Source organism: Sphingosinicella sp. (assembly GCF_052387495.1).
Lineage (GTDB): Bacteria > Pseudomonadota > Alphaproteobacteria > Sphingomonadales > Sphingomonadaceae > Allosphingosinicella.
Genome location: NZ_JBQTJC010000011.1, coordinates 1 through 19485, shown reverse-complemented (window position 1 = coordinate 19485; position 19485 = coordinate 1). Strand labels below are relative to the sequence as shown.

The following is a 19485-nucleotide window of genomic DNA, read 5'->3' as shown; positions in this document are numbered from 1 at the left end:
GCGAGCGGATCGGCCTTCGGGTGCTGGCCGACCGCAGCTGCGGCGGCGGCTGCACGGCCCGGGGCGCTGGCCAGCTCACCGAGATCGGCACGCCGGCCGCCAATCTGGGCGCGATGACCTGCCCGCTCGCCCGTCAGTTCGCGCGCTGGACCCGCGAGACCGTGCAGCCGGCGGCGACTCGCTTCCTCGGCGCACCGGTGCGGCGGATCGAGACCTTCGGCACCTACGCCTGCCGCGGCGTCAACGGCCAGGAGGGCGGGCGCCTCTCCGAACACGCCTTCGCCAACGCGGTCGATGTCTCGGCCTTCGTCCTCGCCGACGGGCGGCGGATTACCGTCGCCGACCATTGGCGCGGCGACGACGGCGACGCCCGCCGCTTCCTGCGCGCGCTGCACCAGGGCGGCTGCCGGACCTTCGCGATCGGCCTCGGTCCAGACTCGAACGCCTATCACTACAACCACTTTCATTTCGATATGGGCCGCGGCCCCTATTGCCGCTAAGTCCGGCCGAATGACCGATCCGATCCCCCCCAGGCGCGTCTTCCATCCCGCGCGCGAGGAGGCCGCGACCGCGGCCCAGGCGGCAGAGAGCCCGCAGACTGTCAATCCCGCCTACACGCTCGCCTTCCAGGACATGGATTTCCTGCTGCGCGAGGATTTGAGGCCGGTTCGCTTCCAGCTCGAACTGCTCAAGCCCGAGCTGCTGCTCGAACAGGCCAATATCGCCACCACCTTCGTCTTCTACGGCTCGGCGCGCATTCCGGAGCCGAGCAAGGCCGACGCCCTGATCGAGGCCGCCGCGACCGATCACCAGCGGCTAGTCGCCGAGCGGCTCAAGGCCAAATCGAAATATTATGACGAGGCGCGCGAACTCGCCCGGCGCGTGAGCCGGATCAAGCCCGATCCGGAAGGCCGCCGCCAGTTCGTCGTCTGCTCGGGCGGCGGGCCTTCGATCATGGAGGCGGCCAATCGTGGCGCCTGCGACGAGGGCCAGGAATCGATCGGCCTCAACATCGTCCTGCCGCACGAGCAGATGCCCAACGAATATGTGACTCCGGACCTCTCCTTCCGCTTCCACTATTTCGCATTGAGGAAGATGCATTTCCTGCTGCGCGCGCGGGCCGTCGCGGTCTTCCCGGGCGGCTTCGGCACGTTCGACGAGGCGTTCGAATTGCTCACCCTGGTCCAGACCGGCAAGGTCCGGCGGATGCCGATCATGTTCTTCGGCCGCGATTATTGGGGCCGGGTGGTGAACTTCCAGGCTCTGGTCGACGAGGGCGTGATCGCCGCCGCCGACCTCGATCTGTTCACCTTCTGCGAAACCGCCGACGAGGCCTGGGACTGCGTCTGCAATTATTATTCGGGAACCGAGGAAGACCTCGGCTGCTAAGAGGCTATTGAGCGTTCCCCGCCGGTGCCGCCGCGTTCGCCGCGGCGGGCTCGGCCTGGTTGGCTGCCGGGGCGGCCGTGTTGTCGGCCGGCGCGGCCGCGTTGGCGGCGGGCTCGGCGGCGGCGGGCGGCGGCGGGATCTGGAGGTTGCCGCCCTGCGCGTTCAGATAGACCATCACGTCGGCGCGGTCCTGGGGATCGGAAAGGCCGGCGAAGGTCATGCGTGTGCCGGGCGCGAAGTTGCGCGGGCTTTCGAGCCAGGCGCTCATCGTCTCCCAGTCCCAGGTGCCGCCGCGGCTGCGCAGCGGCTCCGAATAATTGAAGCCCGCGACATGGGCGACATTGGCGCCCATCGTGGCGTAGAGATTGGGGCCGAGGCCGTTGGCGCCGCCCTGGTTGACGGTATGGCAGGCGGTGCACTTGCGGAACACGGCCTCGCCGCGCGCCGCGTCGGCGGTCTGCAGGAAGTGGGCGATCGGCTGCTCCGCTTCCTCGCCTTCCTCCTCCTCTACCCCCGCGATCGGATAGCCCATCGTGTCGGGCCGCTCAGCCTTGAAGATCTCGCCGGTGATCAGGATTCCGCCCAACAGGACGATGCCGGCGCCCAGCGCCCATCCCGCAATCGTGTTGAAGCGATCGTCCATGCCCCTGTTGAACCTCCGAGAAAGCGCGGCCGCCGGCCCGCGCGCAGCAATTAACTGGCCGCTCCTTTATGCGGCCCGCGCGCGCGGGGCAAGCCGCGCCTTGAGCCGCCGGCAGTGGGCCGCGGACCTGTCCCGCGGTGGTTTCGCCCGGCTTTTCAAGGGGCTCCGCACTTACCCCCGTTATCCTCATTATCCACAGTCGGAATCCGCTTGGTGCGACTCGGATTCGCGTGACAGCTTCCGGTCGTGGCCGAGACGAAATGCCGGAAACGGTTGATCGCCTTCCCAGCCACGGCCCGAGCGAAACGGGCCTCGTGCCCCACCAGGCACGAGGAAACGGCGCGAAGGCGGGGCGGCTGACGAAGCCGCCGCCAGGCGGAAGCTGCGGGCTTGCCCTTTAGCGGATGCGAAAGCGGCAGGCTTCGAAAAGCGCCCATCCCGGACCCAAAGAGCCTTCGGGCTCGGAGGACGAGGGAACAGGCGGAATGAAGGGAACGCAAGTTCCGGACATTCCGTCCGGCGGAAGGCCGGTCTTCGGACTGGGCGCCGCCACCGGCGAAAGCCGGGAGCTTCGGCTCCGGGGCATCGTCGGGCAGGACCGGGCTTCGGCTCGGGAGCTGCGAACCCGGCAGGGCCCAGGACGTAAGTCCATGGCCTGCCAGGCGGAACCTTCGGCTTCGGCCGCAAGGATCCCGCCGGTTCCGAGGTCTGGCTTCGGCCGGGCGGAGGGAAAGCGGGAATGAGGGCTTCGGTTCTCGATCCGCCGAGCGGCGAACCGCCAGGGCTTCGGCCCTGACGGGGAGCCCGCGGGGAAACCTGAAGACGGGCTTCGGCCCGGCGAAGGACCCCGGAGACCGGCGCCAGAACCCCCGGTTCGGGCCCGGTTTCGAAACCGCCCGCGTGGACTGCCTCGCCTCCCAGGCTGGGTGTCACCCGCGACGGGACAGTGGGGGCCGGCGGCGACGTCGGCCCCCATTACATTGCGGATGGGCGCGAGAGCGCGACGGGCGGCAACACCGGTTCGTCGCGGCGCACTTGATCCGGCGCCCGCGGCATTGGATAGTCCCACACACCGAGGGAGGGGCTCAGATATGTTCTCACGCAGCAATACGAATGCCGCGGCCGCGCCGCGCGCGAAGAATGGCGCGCCCGGCCTCTCCTTCATCGGGCCCGAAGCGGTGATCAACGGCGATTTCGCGACCGGCTCGCACCTCCATCTCGACGGCCGCATCGACGGCCACGTCCGCTGCGCCCAACTCATCCAGGGCGAGGGCGGGACGATCGCCGGCGACATCGTCGCCGAGGAGGCGCGGATCGCAGGCCTCGTCCAGGGCACGGTCAACGCCCGTGTCGTCACCGTCGAGGCGAGCGGCCGGATCACCGGCGACGTCACCTACGAGACGGTGACCATCGCCGCCGGCGCTCAGATCGACGGCCGGCTCGCGCGCCGCGCCGCCCTCGCCCAGGGCGAGGAGGGGGCGGGCGTCCTGATCGCGACGCCGACCGAGTCCGCGCCGGCGAGCAAGCCGGGCGGCCTGTTCTCCGGCGAGCCGACCCGGGTCGCCGCCGACTGATGTCGACGCACAAGGCGCGGATCGCCTGGACTTCGGACGGCGAATTCTCCTCGGGCCGCTACAGCCGCCGCCATGAATGGATGTTCGACGGCGGCGCGATCGTCACCGCTTCGTCCTCACCCGACGTCGTGCCGGCGCCGCTGTCGGACCCCGCCGGGGTCGATCCCGAGGAAGCCCTGGTCGCCTCGGTTTCCTCCTGCCACATGCTCTGGTTTCTCGCTCTGGCCCAGGGCGCGGGCTTCGATATCGTCTCCTATCTGGATGACGCGGAAGGCGTGATGGGCCGGGCCGGCCCGGGACGAATGGCGCTGACCAGGATCACGCTGCGGCCCGCGGTCGTCTTCGCCGGCCGCGAGCCGGACGCCGACGAACTCGCCAGGCTCCACCACGACGCCCACGAGCGCTGCTTCATCGCCAATTCGCTCAAGACCGAAGTGGTCGTGGAGCCGGTCTAGTCGGCGCCGGCTTCGGCGAGGATTTTCGCCTCCGCGCCGTCCCAGAGCAGCTTCAGCCCCTTGGGCAGCGCCTGGCGGACCTTGGCGAGCTGGCCGTCCGACAGATGGCGATCGAGCACGCCGAACACCGCCGCGATCGCCTCATCCGGGTCGACCGGACGGATGTCGGCGAGCCATTCCGCCACCTCCGCCTTGAAGTCCTCCGGCGTGTTGCAGTCGCTCGGCATCCGCCTCGGCGCGAACTGGTCGTAATAGACGCCGCGGACAAGCAACGGCAGCTGCGCGCCGAGATGGGCGGCGAGCTCGACCGGGAGCCGGTCGCGCAATTTGTGAAGCACGGTCGAAAGCACCTTCCAGGCGACCTGCTTGTCGGGGCCGATGCGCTCGCTGATTTCGTTGAGCCAGATGTTGGTGATCTGAAGGGTCTTGTCGAAGACCTCGAGGCCGGTGGCGCTCATTGCTGCCTCCTGGATTGGCGTGAGTCCCGCCATCAAGAACGGCGGAGACGCCGGCTCCGTTCCTCAATCCGCCGGGGACCGCGGGCCATCAAGCGCGCGTTCGCGCCGCGCGAGGCTCTCCTCGGGCCATAATTTCGAACTGTCGTAATAGGCCTCGACCGCCGGCACGCCCTCGGGCAGCCGCACCCAGGGCAGCTTCGAGCGCGTGTAGATGTGGATGTCGGGCGGCAGCGCGGCGGGTTTGTCGAGCGTGCCGACGCGGACGAAGCGGATGAGATCCTTGGCGCCGCCATAATTGCTCCACAGCGCGACGCGGCAATTGGGGCAGCGCCAGATCTGCTGACCGCGCCCGCTTTCGGATGGAGTCAGCAGCGGCTCGGCGGTTCCCTTGATCGTGTTCACCAGCTCCGCCTCGATCAATGCGTTGATCACGAAGGCGCTGCCCGTCTCGGTCTGGCAGCTGGTGCAATGGCAGCAATGTACGAACATCGGCGGCGCGGTCAGGCGATAGCACACCGCCCCGCACGCGCAGCCACCTTCGACGCCCGGCGCGTCAGCCATCTGCGACTCTCCCTGTGTCGGCGACCCGCTAGAGCGCGTCGCCCGTGACATCGGGCCTGGACTTGGCGTCGGCGCCCAAGGCTTTGTAGACGAGACCCCCGATCAGCGCGCCGGCGATCGGAGCGGCCCAGAACAACCACAATTGCTCGATCGCCCAGCCGCCCTGGATCAGCGCCGGCCCGGTACTGCGCGCCGGGTTAACCGACGTGTTGGACACCGGGATGCTGATCAGATGGATCAGGGTCAGCATGAGGCCGATCGCGATCGGCGCATGGTCCGCCGGAGCGCGCGCGTCCGTGGACCCCATGATCACAAGCAGGAAGAAGAAGGTGAGCAGCACCTCGACGATCAACGCTGCCTGCATCGTATAGCCGCCGGGCGAATGCTCGCCGAAGCCGTTGGCGGCGAGGCCGTTGGTGGCGAGCGAATAGTCCGCATTGCCGCTGGCGATCAGATAGAGCGCGCCGGCCGCGGCGATTGCGCCGGCAAGCTGGGCGATGACGTAGAGCGGAACGTCGTGCACCGGAAAGCGACCCCCCGCCCACAGCCCGAGCGTCACTGCCGGATTGAGGTGGCAGCCGGAAATGTGACCGATCGAATAGGCCATGGTGAGCACGGTTAGGCCGAAGGCGAGCGAGACGCCGAGCAGGCCGATGCCAACCTCCGGAAAGGCGGCGGCGAGCACAGCGCTGCCGCAACCTCCGAAGACCAGCCAGAAGGTGCCGAGCAATTCGGCGAGTCCGCGTTGCATATTGGTCATGGCGATTCCCCCTTGGTCGAACCTTGCCTCCCGCCCGCACAATGGGCCGGTGGGCGCCGTTGGTAAAGCCGCGGAAACGGGCGCCTTGCCAGGCACGTGGCCGCGCGGAGTAAGCGCGCGGCGAGGGGCTTCGATGGCGGAATAGCCAGCCGGGCGTGCGCGGGAGCGGGTCGAGCGCGGGCGCACCGCGCCGGCGGGCGCCGAGGGTGAGGAGCCGGGAGGCGGAGCATGCCGCCAAGCCTGGCACGACGTTTGGAGCATTGAAGCTGAAGCGTCCGGCCGCACGGCCAAAGGGCGGGGGGGCGTTCCGGTATCCCGCAAGCCGAAGGGGGAGCCGCAAGCCGATGGCAAGGACACGACAGGTAAGGGCGAGCCCGACGGATAGGGGCGCGCAAAGAAAATGAGGGCCGGCATCGCTGCCGGCCCCCACTTCGCCCGAATCCGAATCTCGCGCCGGTGAGGGCTTGAGCTCGTCCCGGGAGAGGTTCCGGCCGAGGCCTTCCGGCCCCGGTCGGTCCCTTGGGTTCCTTCCGAAGTCTCGCGACCTCTTCCGGTTCCCTGACCGTTTATCCGTCGAGACATTGCTGCCTCGCCGCATATCCGGCGTGGGTCCCCGCTGAAGCAAGCTCCAGCGCTTTCCCTTCGCGGCTCCGTTTGCCCGAAGGCCCCGGTCTTCCGCCGGACGATCTCGAAGAAAGTGGGTTCGGCTTGCGCCTCGCGCTTCTTCCTCGATTTCACCCGTTCCGCCGCGTCGTTTGCTTCGACCCTTGCGGGTCTCCGCCGCGTCTCGCGGAGGCCGCTGCCCTTTCCGTCCGTCCGTTTCCGGCCGGCCCTCCAGGGCGGCGAAAGATCAGACTGACTCGGCTTCCCGAGTCGCGCCAAGCGGAATCTTTCGAGTCGTGCCTGTGGATAACGGGGATATCGTGGATAAGTCGGCGTTCATTCGGCCGGCTTGGCCGCATTGTCTCCGCCGGCCGGCGCGGCCGCCCCAGGCGCGGCGCCACCCGGCATCGCGCCGGTGCGCCGCAATTCGCTGTTGAGGCACTGGGCCATCGCCGCCTGGGCGCCGGTCATGTCGGTCTTCTCATTCTCGCGCATCAGCTCGGTGCCGCTCTTGCCCTCCATGTGGCGGTCGATCGCGCAGCCGCAGACCCGGTCGAAATCGATGGCGACGCCCGCGGGCGCGGCGGAACGGGCGCCGGAGACGCAGCTGCTCAGCGCCTTTTCCCGATAGGAATCGCGCAGCCCGTTGTCGAAGGCGCTGCCCTGGCCGCAGGCGGCGATCGCGACGAGCGAGGCGGCGGTCGCGGTGGCGAGAAGGATGCGCATGGGAACCTCCCTTCGGGCTCGGGCTGCGGAGCGGGCAAGTAAGCGCTTGCCCACAGGCGATGTAAAGGCGCGGCCGGCGCGCCGCAATCTTCGCCTTTTGCCCATTCCCGCCGGCATGATATGGTGGCGCGGCCTTTCATCGATCCGCGGAGTTCAAGCCGATGCGTCTCGTCCTTGCCGGTTCCGGCCTCGCCGTCTTCCTCGCCACCGCCGCCATCGCCTCGGCGCAGCAATCCTCCGGCCAGCGCGGCCAGAACGCGACCGAGCGCGATCCGAACGAGGTCATTTGCCGCCGGATGCGCGACAGCAGTTCACTTGCGCGCCGCACCCGGCAATGCCTCACCCGCGCGCAATGGGACCGGCTCGCCGAGCAGCAGCGCGCCAACAGCCCCGCCATGACCGCGATGAGCGGGAGTCAGAGCGGCCAGTAGCCGTCACGCGGACCTAATTCTTCCTCCTAAACCACCGGTTCGGCGGTGAGCATGGCGGCGGCTTCGGCGGCCTTCCTGGCCTCGGTCTCGGCGCGCATCCGTTCGGTGCGGGCGACTCGGGCGGCCATGCTCTCCCAGGCGGCGGCGGCGCGCAGGCAGCGGTCGCGGACATTGTCGAGATTCGCGGCGGCGGCGTCGCGCCGCGATTCAGCGGCCCGCTCCAGGTAGAAAGTATGGGTGGACATGTATTTCCCTTCGTGAAGTCCTTATCGTTGGCGAAAGCGGCGCGCCCGGGCCGCTAGAGCGCCTGCAGCTGGACCGCGCTGGTCCTGCCGCGTTGATCCGTTTCGAGCTCATAGGAGACGCGCTGGTCCTGGTTGAGCGTGGCGAGACCGGCTTGCTCGACCGCGCTGATATGGACGAAGGCGTCATTGCCTCCATCTTCCGGCGCGATGAAGCCATAGCCCTTCTGGGCATTGAAGAATTTGACCGTGCCGACAGGCATCTGAACCGTTCCTTTCTGGGCGGGCGGACCGGAATTGGCGCGCCCGGGAGGGTAGGCATGGGCAGGAAGAATCAGGCTCCCTTCGAACCATCGGCAAGCGGGAGCGCGCGGCAGGCGTACCAAGCCGCCTGGTCGGCGGGGCTAACCCCGCGAGTCTCTCAGCCGCCGGCATGCTTGGGAAAGCGGGTGGGAGCCGACGATGCGCTTCCCATAGCACGACAGCGACGCGGCGCCTAATCGCCGAGCCGTCGGGCCGCGTCGAGATGTCGGGCGGCGATTGGCGCCGCAGCCCGGGCGAATTCGATGAGGCGCGGCCCAGTGCCGTTGGCGGCGAAATTCCGGTGCAGCTCGACCGCGATCTCGTGGCTTTCGACCTGCTGGGCGACATAGGTCCGTTCGAAGCGGCTTCCGGACCTCTGCTCGAGGCGGCGCAGCATCGCCCAGTGCCGCGGCAGCATCGCCGGCGGCAGCTGCTCCTCCAGCCCCGCGGCGCGCGCCGTCTCCTCGAACCGGGCCAGGCGGTCGCGATGCTCGGCGAGCATCGTCTCGGCATGACTGCGCAGCGCGGGGGTGCGGGCCTTTTCGAGCGCGATCTCGGCGGCGCGGAGCTGATAGGCCTCGTTGGCTCCCGCCAAAGCGGCATAGGCGCCGCGCCCCTCCGGCGTCAGATCCTGCCCGCGGGCCGGCGCAGCGAAAGCGGCGAACGCGGCGGCGAACCCTGCGGCGCCGATCGATAATTTCCGCATCGGATGCTCCCTCCTCGATGACCCGGCCTCACCCTAGGCCGCCGCGCCGAGTCGGGGCAAATCCGGGGCTGCCTTATTCGCAGCGCATCTCGCCGCGCTCGATCGCATAGCCGATCGCCGCACCGGCGCCGGCGCCGAGCAGGGTGCCGAGCGTGTTGGAGCCGCGCGGCGCGATGATGTTGCCGAGCAGAGCGCCGACGCCGGCGCCGATCACGAGCCCGACCGTGCCGTCGCGGCGGCGGCAATAATAGCGGCCGTCGGCGCCGCGATAGATGCGGTCGTCGCGGGTGAGCGCATAGGGCTCGTAAGTGCCCGTGCGGTAATAGCGGTCGTAATAGCCGTCATAGCGGCTCCAGGGATCGCCATAGGGATCGCTGTAGGTGGCGCAGCCGGCGCCGAGCGAGGCGGCGGCGGCAAGCGCGGTCAAGGATGCGAGACGCATGGGCCCAAGTCCTTCCGTTCGGGGTGACGGAAGGGTAATGATCGAAGCGACGGATGGTTGCCCGGCGCGACGAAAGGCGCCGCGCGCGACCCCTATTCGGGGTTGGTCAGCCGGACGCCCTGCTCGGCGGCGCACTGGCGGATCGCCTCGCGCTGGCCCGAGCCGGCGATCACCCGATCGACCGCGCAGCCGCACAAGGCGGCGATGTCGGTCCCCTCGGCCACGTTGCCCGGCGCGCCGCTGCTGCATTCGGCGACCATCTCCTCGCGGCTCTCGCCCGGACCGACGGAGCTGCGGTTGCCCGGCGCCTCGCCGACGGTATTGACGGGGGCGACGGCGTTGGCGGGCGCGGCGTCATTGCCGCTCGCGGCGTTGTTGGCGACCTCGGCGCCGCCGCAGCCGGCGAGCAGGACGGCCGCGAGGCCGGCGAAGATCATGCGCATGAAAGGAACTCCCCCGTGAAAGCGGGCGAAGCCCCGCGCCCGCCCTTAGGGCAGCCGCCGCGCCGCTTGTAAAGCCGGGATCGGCGGCGCGGCGCACCCCCCTTGCGCCGCGGCCCGCTTTGGGGCGATCCTGGAGGGGGAGGATGGCGATGAGCGTTCGCGGAAGCTGTCATTGCGGGGCGGTGCGGATCGAGGTGCCGGCGCCGCCGGACTGGGCGGCGGATTGCAATTGCTCGCTCTGCACCAAGCGGGGCACCCTGATGGCCTATTATCCGGCGAGCAAGGTCACCGTGACCGGCGCGACGGCGCGCTACGTCTGGGGCGACCGGCTGCTCGACCTTCACCATTGCCAAACCTGCGGCTGCCCGACCCACTGGACCGCCCGCGCGGACGCGCTGGTGCGCGACGACCTGCCCGACGAGGTCCGCGCCGCGCTGACCGACCGGGTGGGAATCAACGCCCGCCTGCTCGAAGGCTTCGACCCGGAGACGACTGAGATCCGCAAGCTCGACAATCGCGACCTCTGAGGCGGCGGAAGCTTCAAAGTTTCGGCTTCCCTGGGCGGAAAAAAGTTGAGGATGTTGAGACTTGCGGAGAGGCGGTTCCTGGACCCCGCATCCCTGGATCGCGGCCCGGGGCAGGCTTCGCGTCACGAATGGCACGAATGTCACACGGAATCGCGGGGGTTCTGTTCCGGCAAAAACCGGAGCGCGGCGCGCGAGGTAGCGGGGAGCGAGGCGAGGAATCGGCTTCACCCGCGAGGGTAGGACAGATCATTTCCTACATTGCAAGGAAATAGGATTTGGGCCGCGGAAGCGGCGAGCCGGGACGGCCGAAACCGCGCCCGGCCCGGGCGTCAGCGGCGGTCGAGGCCGGACAGCAGATTGTAGAGACCGGCGACCAGCTCCCCCATCAGGACGCCGAAGGCCAGCGACCATAAGCCGCCCTGCAGCAACGCCGCCGCCGAGGTGGGCTCCGCCGTCGTGAACAGCCCGATATAGGCGTGGCTGGGGCTGGCGAGCGGAATGAACAGGCCGAGCCAGCACAGGATGAAAAAGAGGGCGGCGGCGATGCCGCCGGTGGCCGCCAGCCGGGCGATGCCCAGCCTGTGCCCGGACGCGGACGCGACAAACTCGACGCTCGTCAGTTCGGATTGGATCGTCGCCATGACTTCCTCCTTCGCGCTTGCAGCCCGGGCAGAATGCGAAGCGCGGTCGGGCAGCGCCATGCGTAATGATACGGAGGCGGAACGCGAGGAATGCGGCGCGCGAGGGAGCGGGGCGACTCGGAGTTTGTGCCGACTTCAGACGGCGGCGGCGAGGGCGGCGCGGGCTTCGGCGGCCTTGCGGGCCTCGGTCTCGAGGCGCAGGCGGCCGGTGCGGGCGGCGCGGGCGGCCATCGCCTCCCAGGCGACCGCGGCGCACAGATGCCGCTCGCGGACATTGGCGAGGGGCGCGGCCTCGGCCTCGGCGCGCGCCGCGAGGGCGCGATCGCGATAGAATGCGTAACTGGTCACCATCTTCGGTTCGCTCCTGAAACGCTCATGCCGCGATCACGGGGTTTCGCCGGGCAGGCCGGGCGGGTGGCGCCGGCCGAGCCAGCGCTCGCGCATCCCGCGCTCGCGGCGGCGCAGCCGCGTCGCGCGGGTCGACCACCACCAGGCGAGCGCGGTGGCGGCGGCCGCGATCAGGACAATCAGCCCGTAGGCAAGGATGAGGCGGGTTTCCACGGACGCGGCGATCAGCGCACGGACGGGCGCGAGTGGACGCCGGGGCCGGCCTCGGCAGGCAGGGTGCGCCCCTGGGCGATGCGGTCGCGATAGCTTTCCGCCATGACGAGATGGGCGTCGCGGGCCTGGCCGCAGACGGCGTGATCGGCGCGCAGCCGTTCCTCGCCTTCGCGATGAATCATATAGTTGAGGTCCATGGGGACGCTCCTTCGATGCAAGCGGGAGCGCGCGGCGGGCGGCCTCAGGCCGCCAGGTCGGGGCGGAGGCGATCCTCCGCGGTCTCTCGGCCGCCGGCAGGCTCACGAACGGGAGCCGGCGATGCGAGGCATGTAGCACGGATCGGCGGGGGCGCCTAATGGCAGGGCGGCCATCAGGCGAACACACCTGCATGGCGGGCGAGGCGCTGGGCATGAGCGAGGCGGCCCATCAGGCGGACCAGCACCAGGCAGAGGCCGACATTGAGCGCGGCGGCGAGCATATCGAAGACGTAGAAGCCTTCGAGCGGTGTCTCCGAAGCGCCGCCGAGCTGAATCCCGACCCAGCCGACGATGTTGGTGACGATCCACAGCCCCCACCACAGAGGCGGCAGGCCGCTCTCCGCGTCCTCCAGCAGCCCGCCGAATTGATGGCTGACCCGCCACGTCTCCTTCATCGCCTCGTAGGGCTTGAAGAGGTTGGCGATCGGAATGAAGAACCAGCCGACCGCCCAGCCGGGGCTGATCGTCATTTCGCCCGTGCCGAAGGCATGGGCATTGGCGTTGGTGACGTAGATCCAGCGGCCCACGACGAAGAAGCAGACGATGATCCCCACGAAGGTAGGAATGGACAGCATGTCGCTGAGCCCGCCCGGATCGCGCAAGGTGAAGCGCGCGACGGCGCCGACGACGTCCAGCACCATGTAGATCAAGACCGCGATCGTCGCGGCGCGCGTGATTCCCGTCGGATCGCGGTAGTCGTCCATCGGTGAAGCCCCCTCCCGTTTGCGGCTGAAGGATTAGCCAGTGACGCGCGGAAATAAAGAGCGGAAAGGAGGATGTTGCCGAAGGCCAAAGGAGGCGGCGATGCGCAAGGTGACGTTCGGCGGGGCGTGCAGCCTCGACAATCTCTTCACCGGACCGGACGAGGCGATGGACTGGCTCAGATGGAGCGACGATGCCGCGAAGGTCACCGCCGAAAGCTGGAAGGGCGTCGACGCGATCCTGATGGGGCGCAAGACGTTCGAGTTCGCGATGAAATCGGGTGGGGGTGGCGGCGGCGCGTCGTCGAAGTTCAGGACCTACGTTTTCTCGCGGACGCTGGAGAGTGTGCCGGAGGGGGCGGAGCTGGTCCGCGAGGATGCGGCCGGCTTCGTTCGCAGGATGAAGGAGAGCGGCCCCTCAGCTGGGCTCGGGGCAGGCGACATCATCGTGATGGGCGGGGGCGAGCTCGGCAGCGCGCTGATCGAAGCCGGCGTGGTCGACGAGATCGGGCTCAACATCCATCCCCTGCTGCTCGGCGCGGGCACGGCGTTGTTCCACCCGATGGAGAGGCGGATCGAGCTGGAGCTGATCGAGGCGCGGCCGATAGCGCACGGCTGCGTGCTCGTGCGCTATCGGGTGCTGAACTAGGCCGGGCCTCGCCGCCGCCCAGGATCAGCGGCCGAGCTGGCCGCGCACCGCGCCGGCCGGGAAGGCGGCGTTGTGCACGTTGACGTAGAAGGCCGCCGGCGTGCGGATCAGCTCCTGCGCGAGCGCGCGCGCCACGTCGGCGCAGGCCTCGCTCGAGCCGTCGGCGGGGGCGTCGAGCGTCACCACCGGCGGCCCGGCCGAGTCCGGCCCGCCGCGGTGGATATGGGCGGCGGTCGCCGGATCGATGTTGCTCACACTGAGCGTGTAGCAGACCCGGTTCTGGCCGGCATTGACGCGGAAGGTGGCGGTGCCGGCGCCGTCGGGATCGCCCGGCCCCGGCCGTTCGGCCGCGCCGGTCATCTGCACCGTGTAGGGGCGGCCGCCTTCGCCCTGGGCGGGCGTGCCCTGCTGGGCGAGGGCGGGAACGGAGAACGCGGCCAATGCGGCGGCCGCGAGCGGAATCCGTGGTGTCATGTCAAGGCTCCTTGCCGGCGCGCCGGGCGCGGCAAGAGCCGCGCCGGATGGGCGCGCTGGGGCGGGAAACGGACGGCGGTGCGGGCGGTTCCCGAAGGAGAGGGAGATCGCCGCAATCCACCCGCAACCGCGGAATCCGGCTAGGACTCCGCGGCGTTCAGGCGGAATTCGAAGCCGATTTCGGCGTTGAGCAATTTGGAGACCGGGCAATTGGCCTTGGCCTCCTCGGCTAGGGCGCGGAAGCGGGGCTCGTCGATGCCGGGGACGCTGGCCTCGAGGCTGAGGTCCGAGCGGCTGATCCGGAAGCCTTCGCCCTCCTTGTCGAGCTTCACCCTGGCGGTCGTCTCCAGCGTGCCTTCGCTCAGCCCCTCCTTCGCCAGCGCGAAGGAGAGGGCCATGGTGAAGCAGGCCGCATGGGCGGCGGCGATCAGCTCCTCGGGATTGGTGCCCTTCCCGTTTTCGAAGCGCGAGCCGACGCCATCGGCGGTGTCGGCGAGCACGCCCGACTGGGTCGAGACGCTGGCCCGCCCCTCCTTGCCGAAGCCTTCGTAGCGGGCCGATGCGGTGCGGGTGATCATGAGCGGTTCCTTGCGCTGCGGTGCGGCATGGGAACGGGCGGGGCGCGGGATGGTTGCGGCGGTCGGACGAGAGGGGCAACTTGAGCATTGTGTCCCCAGAATTCCCCGCGGGACGGGGACCGGGCGACGATCGGTTCGCGCGGAGACGCGGAGACGCGGAGGTCTTTCCCGGCCGAAGGCCAATCGACTTTCGGCCCTGGCCGCACCCTCCATCTCGCGAGGATGAGACAGGCGCTTCGCGCCATTTGCCTCTCCGCGTCTCCGCGTCTCCGCGTGAACCCGAGCTACCGTCGTCCCACCCGCGAAGCTCGGCGTTCTACGATACCGGGCCGGGGGCGGAGGCGGGGTGGAGCGAGGAGATCGCGCGGGACGCGCGCTTTTTCTGTGCCCGCTGCCACTGCCCGAACGACCTGGGGAGGAAGTCGAAGGCCCGCGTCCGACGTTGCGACTTCTCCGGTGCCAGTTGTATGTGATCGAGGAGCATCCAGCATCAGTCCGTCCATCTCGCGCGGGGCTAACTCGTCTGGCCGGGATCCGGTGCTGAGCGGCCGGACCTGACTTAGGCTCGTCCGACCGATTGACTCGGCGTCCCTCGTAGCATTTGATGAGACATGGCTAGAATAACACGCCGCCCCAGTCGGCGACCCTCGGAGAGCGGCAACCCCCACCTTGATGGTCGAGCGAGCGTTACCCCAAGACCTCCCCTCAAGAGCCTTACGATTCGGGGGCTTTTTGGTAGGTTCGATTTTCCTACGATTCCGTTGTGTCACGGTGGAGAAGCACCCCGTTTGACGCTCCTCTATGGGGAGAATGGGGTCGGGAAGACAACAATCCTTAATTTGATCTATGCCCTGCTGTCGGATGAGCGAAACCGCGGACGCCGAGGATATAGGCTGAATATTAGAGATCACGAGACAATCACTTACTATCTTGCTTTTGCACGAAAGATATACGGCTTAAGAGACGTGACGGAGGCGGAGGTCTGGCGTCATCTCGTGAGGGAGATCATTCGTTCGCGTCTGTGCCCAGAATTTAATAGGATTAGCGATCATGCGAGGGCTATATCAGGAACGGCGTAGGGGATTCGATGTTGCCAAGTCGGAATTCAGCCCGCGAAGTTTGCCTCACCTCAGCGATCTCATTCAGCCGCCTCTCGCTCGCGCATAGGGACGGAACCCCGTTTCTTCCGCGTCGCGACGACGGGGAGCTCCGAGCGAACTGATTTCGCTAGCACGTCTTTCAAATAGTGCCCCGTATAGGAGCGGGGCTCCCGGGCGACCTGTTCGGGCGTGCCCTCGGCGACGACCTCGCCGCCCTTATCCCCGCCCTCCGGCCCGAGATCGAGCACCCAGTCCGCCGTCTTGATGACCTCCAAATTGTGCTCGATGACGACGACGCTGTTACCCTGCTCGACGAGGGCATGGAGCACCTCCAGCAGCTTGCGCACGTCCTCGAAGTGAAGCCCGGTGGTGGGCTCGTCCAGGATGTACAGCGTCTGCCCGGTCGCCCTTCGCGACAGCTCCTTGGCGAGCTTCACCCGCTGGGCCTCGCCGCCGCTCAGCGTCGTCGCCTGCTGGCCGACCTTGATATAGCCGAGGCCGACCTCCTCCAGCATGCGCATGCGATCGCGGATCGGGGGGACGGCCTTGAAATATTCGGCGGCGTCCTCGACCGTCATGTCGAGCACGTCGGCGATGTTCTTGCCCTTCCACTTCACCTCGAGCGTCTCGCGATTGTAGCGGCGGCCGTGGCATTCCTCGCAGGTGACGTAGACGTCGGGGAGGAAATGCATCTCGATCTTGATCAGCCCATCGCCCTTGCACGCCTCGCAGCGGCCGCCCTTGACGTTGAAGCTGAAGCGGCCGGGCTTGTAGCCGCGCGCCTGGCTCTCCGGCAGGCCGGCGAACCAATCGCGGATGTTGGTGAAGGCGCCGGGATAGGTCGCCGGGTTCGAGCGCGGGGTGCGGCCGATCGGCGACTGATCGATGTCGATCACCTTGTCGAGATATTGCAGGCCCTCGATCCGCTCGAAACGCCCGGCGGGGAGGCGGGCGCCGTTGAGCTGGCGCGCGGCGGCGGCGTAGAGCGTGTCGATGGTGAAGCTCGACTTGCCGGAGCCGGAGACGCCGGTGACGCAGGTGAACGTGCCCAAGGGGATCGAGGCGGTGACGCTCTTGAGGTTGTTGGCGGTGGCGCCGGAGAGGGTGAGCTTGCGGCCCGTGCCCTTGCGGCGCTTGTCCGGGATGGGGACGGCGCGGCGGCCGGTGAGGTAATCGGCGGTGAGGCTGTCCTTGCAGGCCAGGACCTCGTCGAGCTTGCCGGCGCAGACCACCTCGCCGCCGTGCATGCCGGCGCCGGGGCCCATGTCGATGACGTGGTCGGCGTGGCGGATCGCGTCCTCGTCATGCTCGACGACGAGCACGGTGTTGCCGAGATCGCGGAGGCGCTTGAGCGTGATCAGCAGGCGGTCATTGTCGCGCTGGTGGAGGCCGATCGAGGGCTCGTCGAGGACGTAGAGGACGCCGGAGAGGCCCGAGCCGATCTGGCTGGCGAGGCGGATGCGCTGGCTCTCGCCGCCGGAGAGGGTGCCGCTGGTGCGGTTCAGATCGAGATAGTCGAGGCCGACATTGTTGAGGAAGCCGAGCCGCTCGTTGATCTCCTTGAGGATGGCGCGGGCGATCTCGTTCTGGGTGGGCGTGAGCTTCTCGTGGAGGCTCGCGAACCAGGCGAGCGCGTGGCGGACCGAGCGGGCGGTGGCCTGGCTGATATGCTCGCCGGCGATCTTCACGGCGAGCGGCTCGGGGCGGAGGCGGGCGCCGTGGCAGGTCTCGCAGGGGGCGGCGCTCTGGTACTTGCTCAGCTCCTCGCGCATCCAGGCGGATTCGGTCTGGAGCAGGCGGCGGTTGAGATTGCCGATGACGCCATCGAAGGGCTTGACCACCTCGTAGCTCTTGCGGCCGTCCACAAACCGGAGCGTGACCGGGCGGCCTTTGGTGCCGTTGAGGATGATGTCGTGGATCTCCTCCGGCAGCTCCTTCCATGGCGTCTCGAGGTCGAAGCCGAACTCGCGGGCGAGGGAGCCGAGCACCTGCATGTAATAGGGGCTGGGCGGATTGGAGCGCGCCCAGGGGACGATCGCGCCCTTCTTGATCGTGAGGTTCTCGTTGGGGACGACGAGGTCGGGATCGAAGAGCTGCTTCTCGCCAAGCCCGTCGCAGCCCGGGCAGGCGCCCTGCGGGGCGTTGAAGCTGAACAGGCGCGGCTCGATCTCGGCGATGGTGAAGCCGGAGACGGGACAGGCGAATTTCTCGGAGAAGGTGATCCGGCCCTCGGGGGCGTGGGTAGCGAGGACGGCGCGCTCGTGCGCCTCCTCGATCGCCGCGGCGGCGCCGACATTTTCGGCGCCGGCCGGGGCGGGCGGCGCGTCCGCCGGGTCCAGATAGACGAGGCCGTCGGCGAGCTTGAGCGCCTGCTCCAGCGAGTCCGCGAGGCGGGTTTCGATGCCTTCGCGGACCACCAGCCGATCGACCACCACCTCGATGTCGTGCTTGTATTTCTTGTCGAGCGCTGGGGCGTCCTCGATCTCGTAAAATTGCCCGTCGATCCGCACCCGGGTGAAGCCGGCCTTCTGCCATTCGGCGAGCTCGCGGCGATATTCGCCCTTGCGGCCGCGCACGACCGGAGCGAGCAGATAGAGCCGGGTGCCTTCGGGGAGCGCCATGGTGCGGTCGACCATCTGGCTGACCGTCTGCGCGGCGATCGGCTCGCCGGTGGCGGGGCTGTAGGGCACGCCGACACGGGCCCAGAGCAGGCGCATATAATCGTAGATCTCGGTGACCATGGCGACCGTCGAGCGCGGGTTGCGGCTGGTCGTCTTCTGCTCGATCGAGATCGCCGGCGAGAGCCCTTCGATATGGTCGACGTCGGGCTTCTGCATCAGTTCGAGGAACTGGCGCGCATAGGCGCTCAAGCTCTCGACGTAGCGCCGCTGCCCCTCGGCATAGATGGTGTCGAAAGCGAGGCTCGATTTGCCCGAGCCGGAGAGGCCGGTGATCACGGTCAGCGACTCGCGCGGGATATCGACGTCGATATCCTTGAGATTATGCTCGCGCGCGCCGCGGACGGAAATGTGGGTCAGCATATGGTAAACCTATGCTTCCGGATGTGGGTCAGCATTCGACTGTCGTTCCAGATTTGTTCTAGTGTTAAATGAGGCCGCGCCGGGCGTCAACGCGGGTCGGGGCGAGATGGGGGCGGCGGGCGGCGGGGGCAAGGCGCAGCCGCAGCGAGAGGGAACCGACCGCCGCCGCAAGCGGTTGGGGCGGCATGGCTTTTCTGCTCCAGCAGCGCGCCGACGCCGCCGAGGCGGGCGGCCTCGTCCTGAGCGCGCGCGAGGCGGCGGTGCAGGCGGCGCTGGCCCGCGCGGCGCGGGCCGCTTTGTTCGCGCCGCGGCGAGGGCGGCGATGAGGCGGCGGCGGCGCACGGCACTGGTCGCGGGCGGCGCGGCCTTCCTGATCGTGCTCGCGCTCGGTTTCGGCGCCACGGGCGGCAGCGACTATCTGCGCCGCGCCGAGCCCGCCCCGCCCGAGGCGCTGGAAGGGGTCAGGGCGCGCAACGAGAAAGCGGCGGTCGAGGCGGCGGCGCGGATGCGCGAAGATTCCGAGCAGCGGGCCGAAGCCACCGACGCCGAGCTCGCCCGCACCGAGGCCGTCCAGGGCCGCTGAACCAGGGCCGCTGAACCAGCTTCCCACGCCCGCCGCCTTTGCCTAGGCTCAGCCGGGGAGGGCACGCATGGCGATCCGGCTTCACGCATTGGCACTGGCGGGGCTGCTGGCCGCCTCCGGGGCCGCGGCTCAGGTCACCGACCGGGCCGGCAATCGGATGGAGCCGTTCGCCGCCGTCCGGGCGGTTGCTCCGGAGGAAGCCGCCGCCCGCAGCGCCCTTCACTGCACCGCGGCGCGCGACCTCTGCCTCGAGGCGCGGCGCGATGGCGAGGAGGGGCCGTGGTTCCTTTGGGTCCATGATCGCATGCCCGCGGGACCCGCAGTCGAGCCTGCACGGCGCATCCCCGTTCCCGAGACCGGCGAGAGCTTCGGGGACGAGGTCGCGATCTGGCCGCATCTGGTGCGCGAGGCCAGCGGCGCGACGATCGTCGGCGCCGAGCTTTACCGGCGCACGGGCTTCTCCGGCGGCGGCGCGGGCGAGACCACGCTGCGCCTGTTCGCGCTGTCGGCGCCCGTCGGAGCCGAGGCGGCCGAGCCCCAGGTGCTGCTCGCCATCCCCTACGGCTACAGCGCGATGATCCGCGCCTGCTTCGGCGAGGAGGATATGGCGGCGCGCTCCGGCGCCTGCCACGACGAG

At 68.9% G+C, this 19485-nt stretch carries 29 protein-coding genes; 11 read left to right on the top strand and 18 right to left on the bottom strand.

What is annotated here, in order from left to right; translation table 11 throughout:
• A partial coding sequence (locus ACT4N8_RS00970; RefSeq protein ID WP_444856266.1) for an extensin family protein occupies positions 1-500 on the top strand: 500 nt, incomplete at its 5' end.
• A 10-nt stretch (positions 501-510) separates the two neighbouring features.
• The gene (locus ACT4N8_RS00965) at positions 511-1389 is read left to right on the top strand and encodes an LOG family protein (RefSeq protein ID WP_444856265.1); all 879 of its coding nucleotides are present in this window, start codon (positions 511-513) and stop codon (positions 1387-1389) included.
• A gap of 4 nt (positions 1390-1393) precedes the next feature.
• On the opposite strand, the gene ACT4N8_RS00960 is transcribed toward ACT4N8_RS00965, so the two are convergent.
• Positions 1394-2032 (bottom strand): c-type cytochrome, encoded by a 639-nt coding sequence (locus ACT4N8_RS00960; RefSeq protein WP_444856264.1) that lies wholly within the window; start codon positions 2030-2032, stop codon positions 1394-1396.
• Between the two features lie 1091 nt (positions 2033-3123).
• Between ACT4N8_RS00960 and ACT4N8_RS00955 the strand changes: the two genes are divergently transcribed.
• Positions 3124-3606, top strand: a complete 483-nt coding sequence (locus ACT4N8_RS00955; RefSeq protein WP_444856263.1) for a bactofilin family protein — start codon at positions 3124-3126, stop codon at positions 3604-3606.
• Positions 3606-4061 (top strand): OsmC family protein, encoded by a 456-nt coding sequence (locus tag ACT4N8_RS00950; protein WP_444856262.1) that lies wholly within the window; start codon positions 3606-3608, stop codon positions 4059-4061. The genes ACT4N8_RS00955 and ACT4N8_RS00950 overlap by 1 nt, the downstream gene beginning before the upstream one ends.
• Here the strand turns inward: ACT4N8_RS00950 and ACT4N8_RS00945 are convergent.
• The 4 genes from ACT4N8_RS00945 to ACT4N8_RS00930 form a co-directional block, all read right to left on the bottom strand.
• The gene (locus tag ACT4N8_RS00945; RefSeq protein ID WP_444856261.1) at positions 4058-4519 is read right to left on the bottom strand and encodes a DUF2267 domain-containing protein; all 462 of its coding nucleotides are present in this window, start codon (positions 4517-4519) and stop codon (positions 4058-4060) included. The genes ACT4N8_RS00950 and ACT4N8_RS00945 overlap by 4 nt on opposite strands.
• A 63-nt stretch (positions 4520-4582) precedes the next feature.
• Complete coding sequence (locus tag ACT4N8_RS00940; RefSeq protein WP_444856260.1) at positions 4583-5080, bottom strand: GFA family protein; 498 nt, start codon at positions 5078-5080, stop codon at positions 4583-4585.
• Positions 5081-5108: 28 nt separating this feature from the next.
• Positions 5109-5840 carry an aquaporin Z gene (gene aqpZ / locus ACT4N8_RS00935; protein WP_444856259.1) on the bottom strand — a complete coding sequence of 244 codons (732 nt, stop codon included), beginning with the start codon at positions 5838-5840 and terminating at the stop codon, positions 5109-5111.
• Positions 5841-6779: 939 nt separating this feature from the next.
• Positions 6780-7169 (bottom strand): hypothetical protein, encoded by a 390-nt coding sequence (locus tag ACT4N8_RS00930; RefSeq protein WP_444856258.1) that lies wholly within the window; start codon positions 7167-7169, stop codon positions 6780-6782.
• A gap of 161 nt (positions 7170-7330) precedes the next feature.
• Between ACT4N8_RS00930 and ACT4N8_RS00925 the strand changes: the two genes are divergently transcribed.
• Positions 7331-7600, top strand: a complete 270-nt coding sequence (locus ACT4N8_RS00925; protein WP_444856257.1) for a hypothetical protein — start codon at positions 7331-7333, stop codon at positions 7598-7600.
• Positions 7601-7626: 26 nt separating this feature from the next.
• On the opposite strand, the gene ACT4N8_RS00920 is transcribed toward ACT4N8_RS00925, so the two are convergent.
• The 5 genes from ACT4N8_RS00920 to ACT4N8_RS00900 all read right to left on the bottom strand — a co-directional run bounded on the left by ACT4N8_RS00920 (position 7627) and on the right by ACT4N8_RS00900 (position 9736).
• Positions 7627-7845, bottom strand: a complete 219-nt coding sequence (locus tag ACT4N8_RS00920) for a hypothetical protein (protein ID WP_444856256.1) — start codon at positions 7843-7845, stop codon at positions 7627-7629.
• A gap of 53 nt (positions 7846-7898) precedes the next feature.
• On the bottom strand, positions 7899-8105 hold the full coding sequence (locus tag ACT4N8_RS00915; RefSeq protein ID WP_444856255.1) for a cold-shock protein: 207 nt from the start codon (positions 8103-8105) through the stop codon (positions 7899-7901).
• 233 nt (positions 8106-8338) lie between these two features.
• Entirely contained in the window at positions 8339-8851 is a 513-nt protein-coding gene (locus tag ACT4N8_RS00910) for a DUF4142 domain-containing protein (protein WP_444856254.1), read from the bottom strand.
• A 73-nt stretch (positions 8852-8924) separates the two neighbouring features.
• Positions 8925-9293: a glycine zipper 2TM domain-containing protein gene (locus ACT4N8_RS00905; protein WP_444856253.1), complete on the bottom strand. Its 369-nt coding sequence runs from the start codon at positions 9291-9293 to the stop codon at positions 8925-8927.
• Between the two features lie 92 nt (positions 9294-9385).
• Complete coding sequence (locus tag ACT4N8_RS00900) at positions 9386-9736, bottom strand: hypothetical protein (RefSeq protein ID WP_444856252.1); 351 nt, start codon at positions 9734-9736, stop codon at positions 9386-9388.
• A 149-nt stretch (positions 9737-9885) separates the two neighbouring features.
• On the opposite strand from ACT4N8_RS00900, the gene ACT4N8_RS00895 reads away from it, so the two are divergent.
• Positions 9886-10263 (top strand): GFA family protein, encoded by a 378-nt coding sequence (locus ACT4N8_RS00895; RefSeq protein ID WP_444856251.1) that lies wholly within the window; start codon positions 9886-9888, stop codon positions 10261-10263.
• A gap of 329 nt (positions 10264-10592) precedes the next feature.
• On the opposite strand, the gene ACT4N8_RS00890 is transcribed toward ACT4N8_RS00895, so the two are convergent.
• From ACT4N8_RS00890 to ACT4N8_RS00870, 5 genes are all read right to left on the bottom strand, one after another.
• Complete coding sequence (locus ACT4N8_RS00890; RefSeq protein ID WP_444856250.1) at positions 10593-10904, bottom strand: hypothetical protein; 312 nt, start codon at positions 10902-10904, stop codon at positions 10593-10595.
• Between the two features lie 135 nt (positions 10905-11039).
• Positions 11040-11255, bottom strand: a complete 216-nt coding sequence (locus ACT4N8_RS00885; protein ID WP_444856249.1) for a hypothetical protein — start codon at positions 11253-11255, stop codon at positions 11040-11042.
• Between the two features lie 33 nt (positions 11256-11288).
• Positions 11289-11465: a hypothetical protein gene (locus ACT4N8_RS00880; protein ID WP_444856248.1), complete on the bottom strand. Its 177-nt coding sequence runs from the start codon at positions 11463-11465 to the stop codon at positions 11289-11291.
• Between the two features lie 11 nt (positions 11466-11476).
• Positions 11477-11662 carry a hypothetical protein gene (locus tag ACT4N8_RS00875; protein ID WP_444856247.1) on the bottom strand — a complete coding sequence of 62 codons (186 nt, stop codon included), beginning with the start codon at positions 11660-11662 and terminating at the stop codon, positions 11477-11479.
• A 173-nt stretch (positions 11663-11835) separates the two neighbouring features.
• Positions 11836-12426, bottom strand: coding sequence for a DUF4328 domain-containing protein (locus tag ACT4N8_RS00870; protein ID WP_444856246.1), 591 nt, complete (start codon positions 12424-12426; stop codon positions 11836-11838).
• A gap of 100 nt (positions 12427-12526) precedes the next feature.
• On the opposite strand from ACT4N8_RS00870, the gene ACT4N8_RS00865 reads away from it, so the two are divergent.
• Positions 12527-13072, top strand: a complete 546-nt coding sequence (locus tag ACT4N8_RS00865) for a dihydrofolate reductase family protein (protein WP_444856245.1) — start codon at positions 12527-12529, stop codon at positions 13070-13072.
• A 24-nt stretch (positions 13073-13096) separates the two neighbouring features.
• Here the strand turns inward: ACT4N8_RS00865 and ACT4N8_RS00860 are convergent, their stop codons facing one another.
• Together ACT4N8_RS00860 and ACT4N8_RS00855 are read right to left on the bottom strand one after the other, a co-directional pair.
• A complete protein-coding gene (locus ACT4N8_RS00860) occupies positions 13097-13546 on the bottom strand; it encodes a CHRD domain-containing protein (protein WP_444856244.1) in 450 nt (149 codons plus the stop codon).
• A gap of 140 nt (positions 13547-13686) precedes the next feature.
• Positions 13687-14124 carry an OsmC family protein gene (locus ACT4N8_RS00855; RefSeq protein WP_444856243.1) on the bottom strand — a complete coding sequence of 146 codons (438 nt, stop codon included), beginning with the start codon at positions 14122-14124 and terminating at the stop codon, positions 13687-13689.
• A gap of 611 nt (positions 14125-14735) precedes the next feature.
• Between ACT4N8_RS00855 and ACT4N8_RS00850 the strand changes: the two genes are divergently transcribed.
• A complete protein-coding gene (locus tag ACT4N8_RS00850) occupies positions 14736-15203 on the top strand; it encodes an AAA family ATPase (RefSeq protein ID WP_444856242.1) in 468 nt (155 codons plus the stop codon).
• Between the two features lie 59 nt (positions 15204-15262).
• On the opposite strand, the gene uvrA is transcribed toward ACT4N8_RS00850, so the two are convergent.
• Positions 15263-18265 (bottom strand): excinuclease ABC subunit UvrA, encoded by a 3003-nt coding sequence (uvrA, locus tag ACT4N8_RS00845; RefSeq protein WP_444856241.1) that lies wholly within the window; start codon positions 18263-18265, stop codon positions 15263-15265.
• 185 nt (positions 18266-18450) lie between these two features.
• On the opposite strand from uvrA, the gene ACT4N8_RS00840 reads away from it, so the two are divergent.
• The 3 genes from ACT4N8_RS00840 to ACT4N8_RS00830 all read left to right on the top strand — a co-directional run.
• Entirely contained in the window at positions 18451-18591 is a 141-nt protein-coding gene (locus ACT4N8_RS00840) for a hypothetical protein (RefSeq protein WP_444856240.1), read from the top strand.
• Entirely contained in the window at positions 18588-18848 is a 261-nt protein-coding gene (locus ACT4N8_RS00835; protein WP_444856239.1) for a hypothetical protein, read from the top strand. The genes ACT4N8_RS00840 and ACT4N8_RS00835 overlap by 4 nt, the downstream gene beginning before the upstream one ends.
• Positions 18849-18915: 67 nt before the next feature.
• On the top strand, positions 18916-19485 hold a 570-nt coding region (locus ACT4N8_RS00830; protein WP_444856238.1), incomplete at its 3' end, for a hypothetical protein.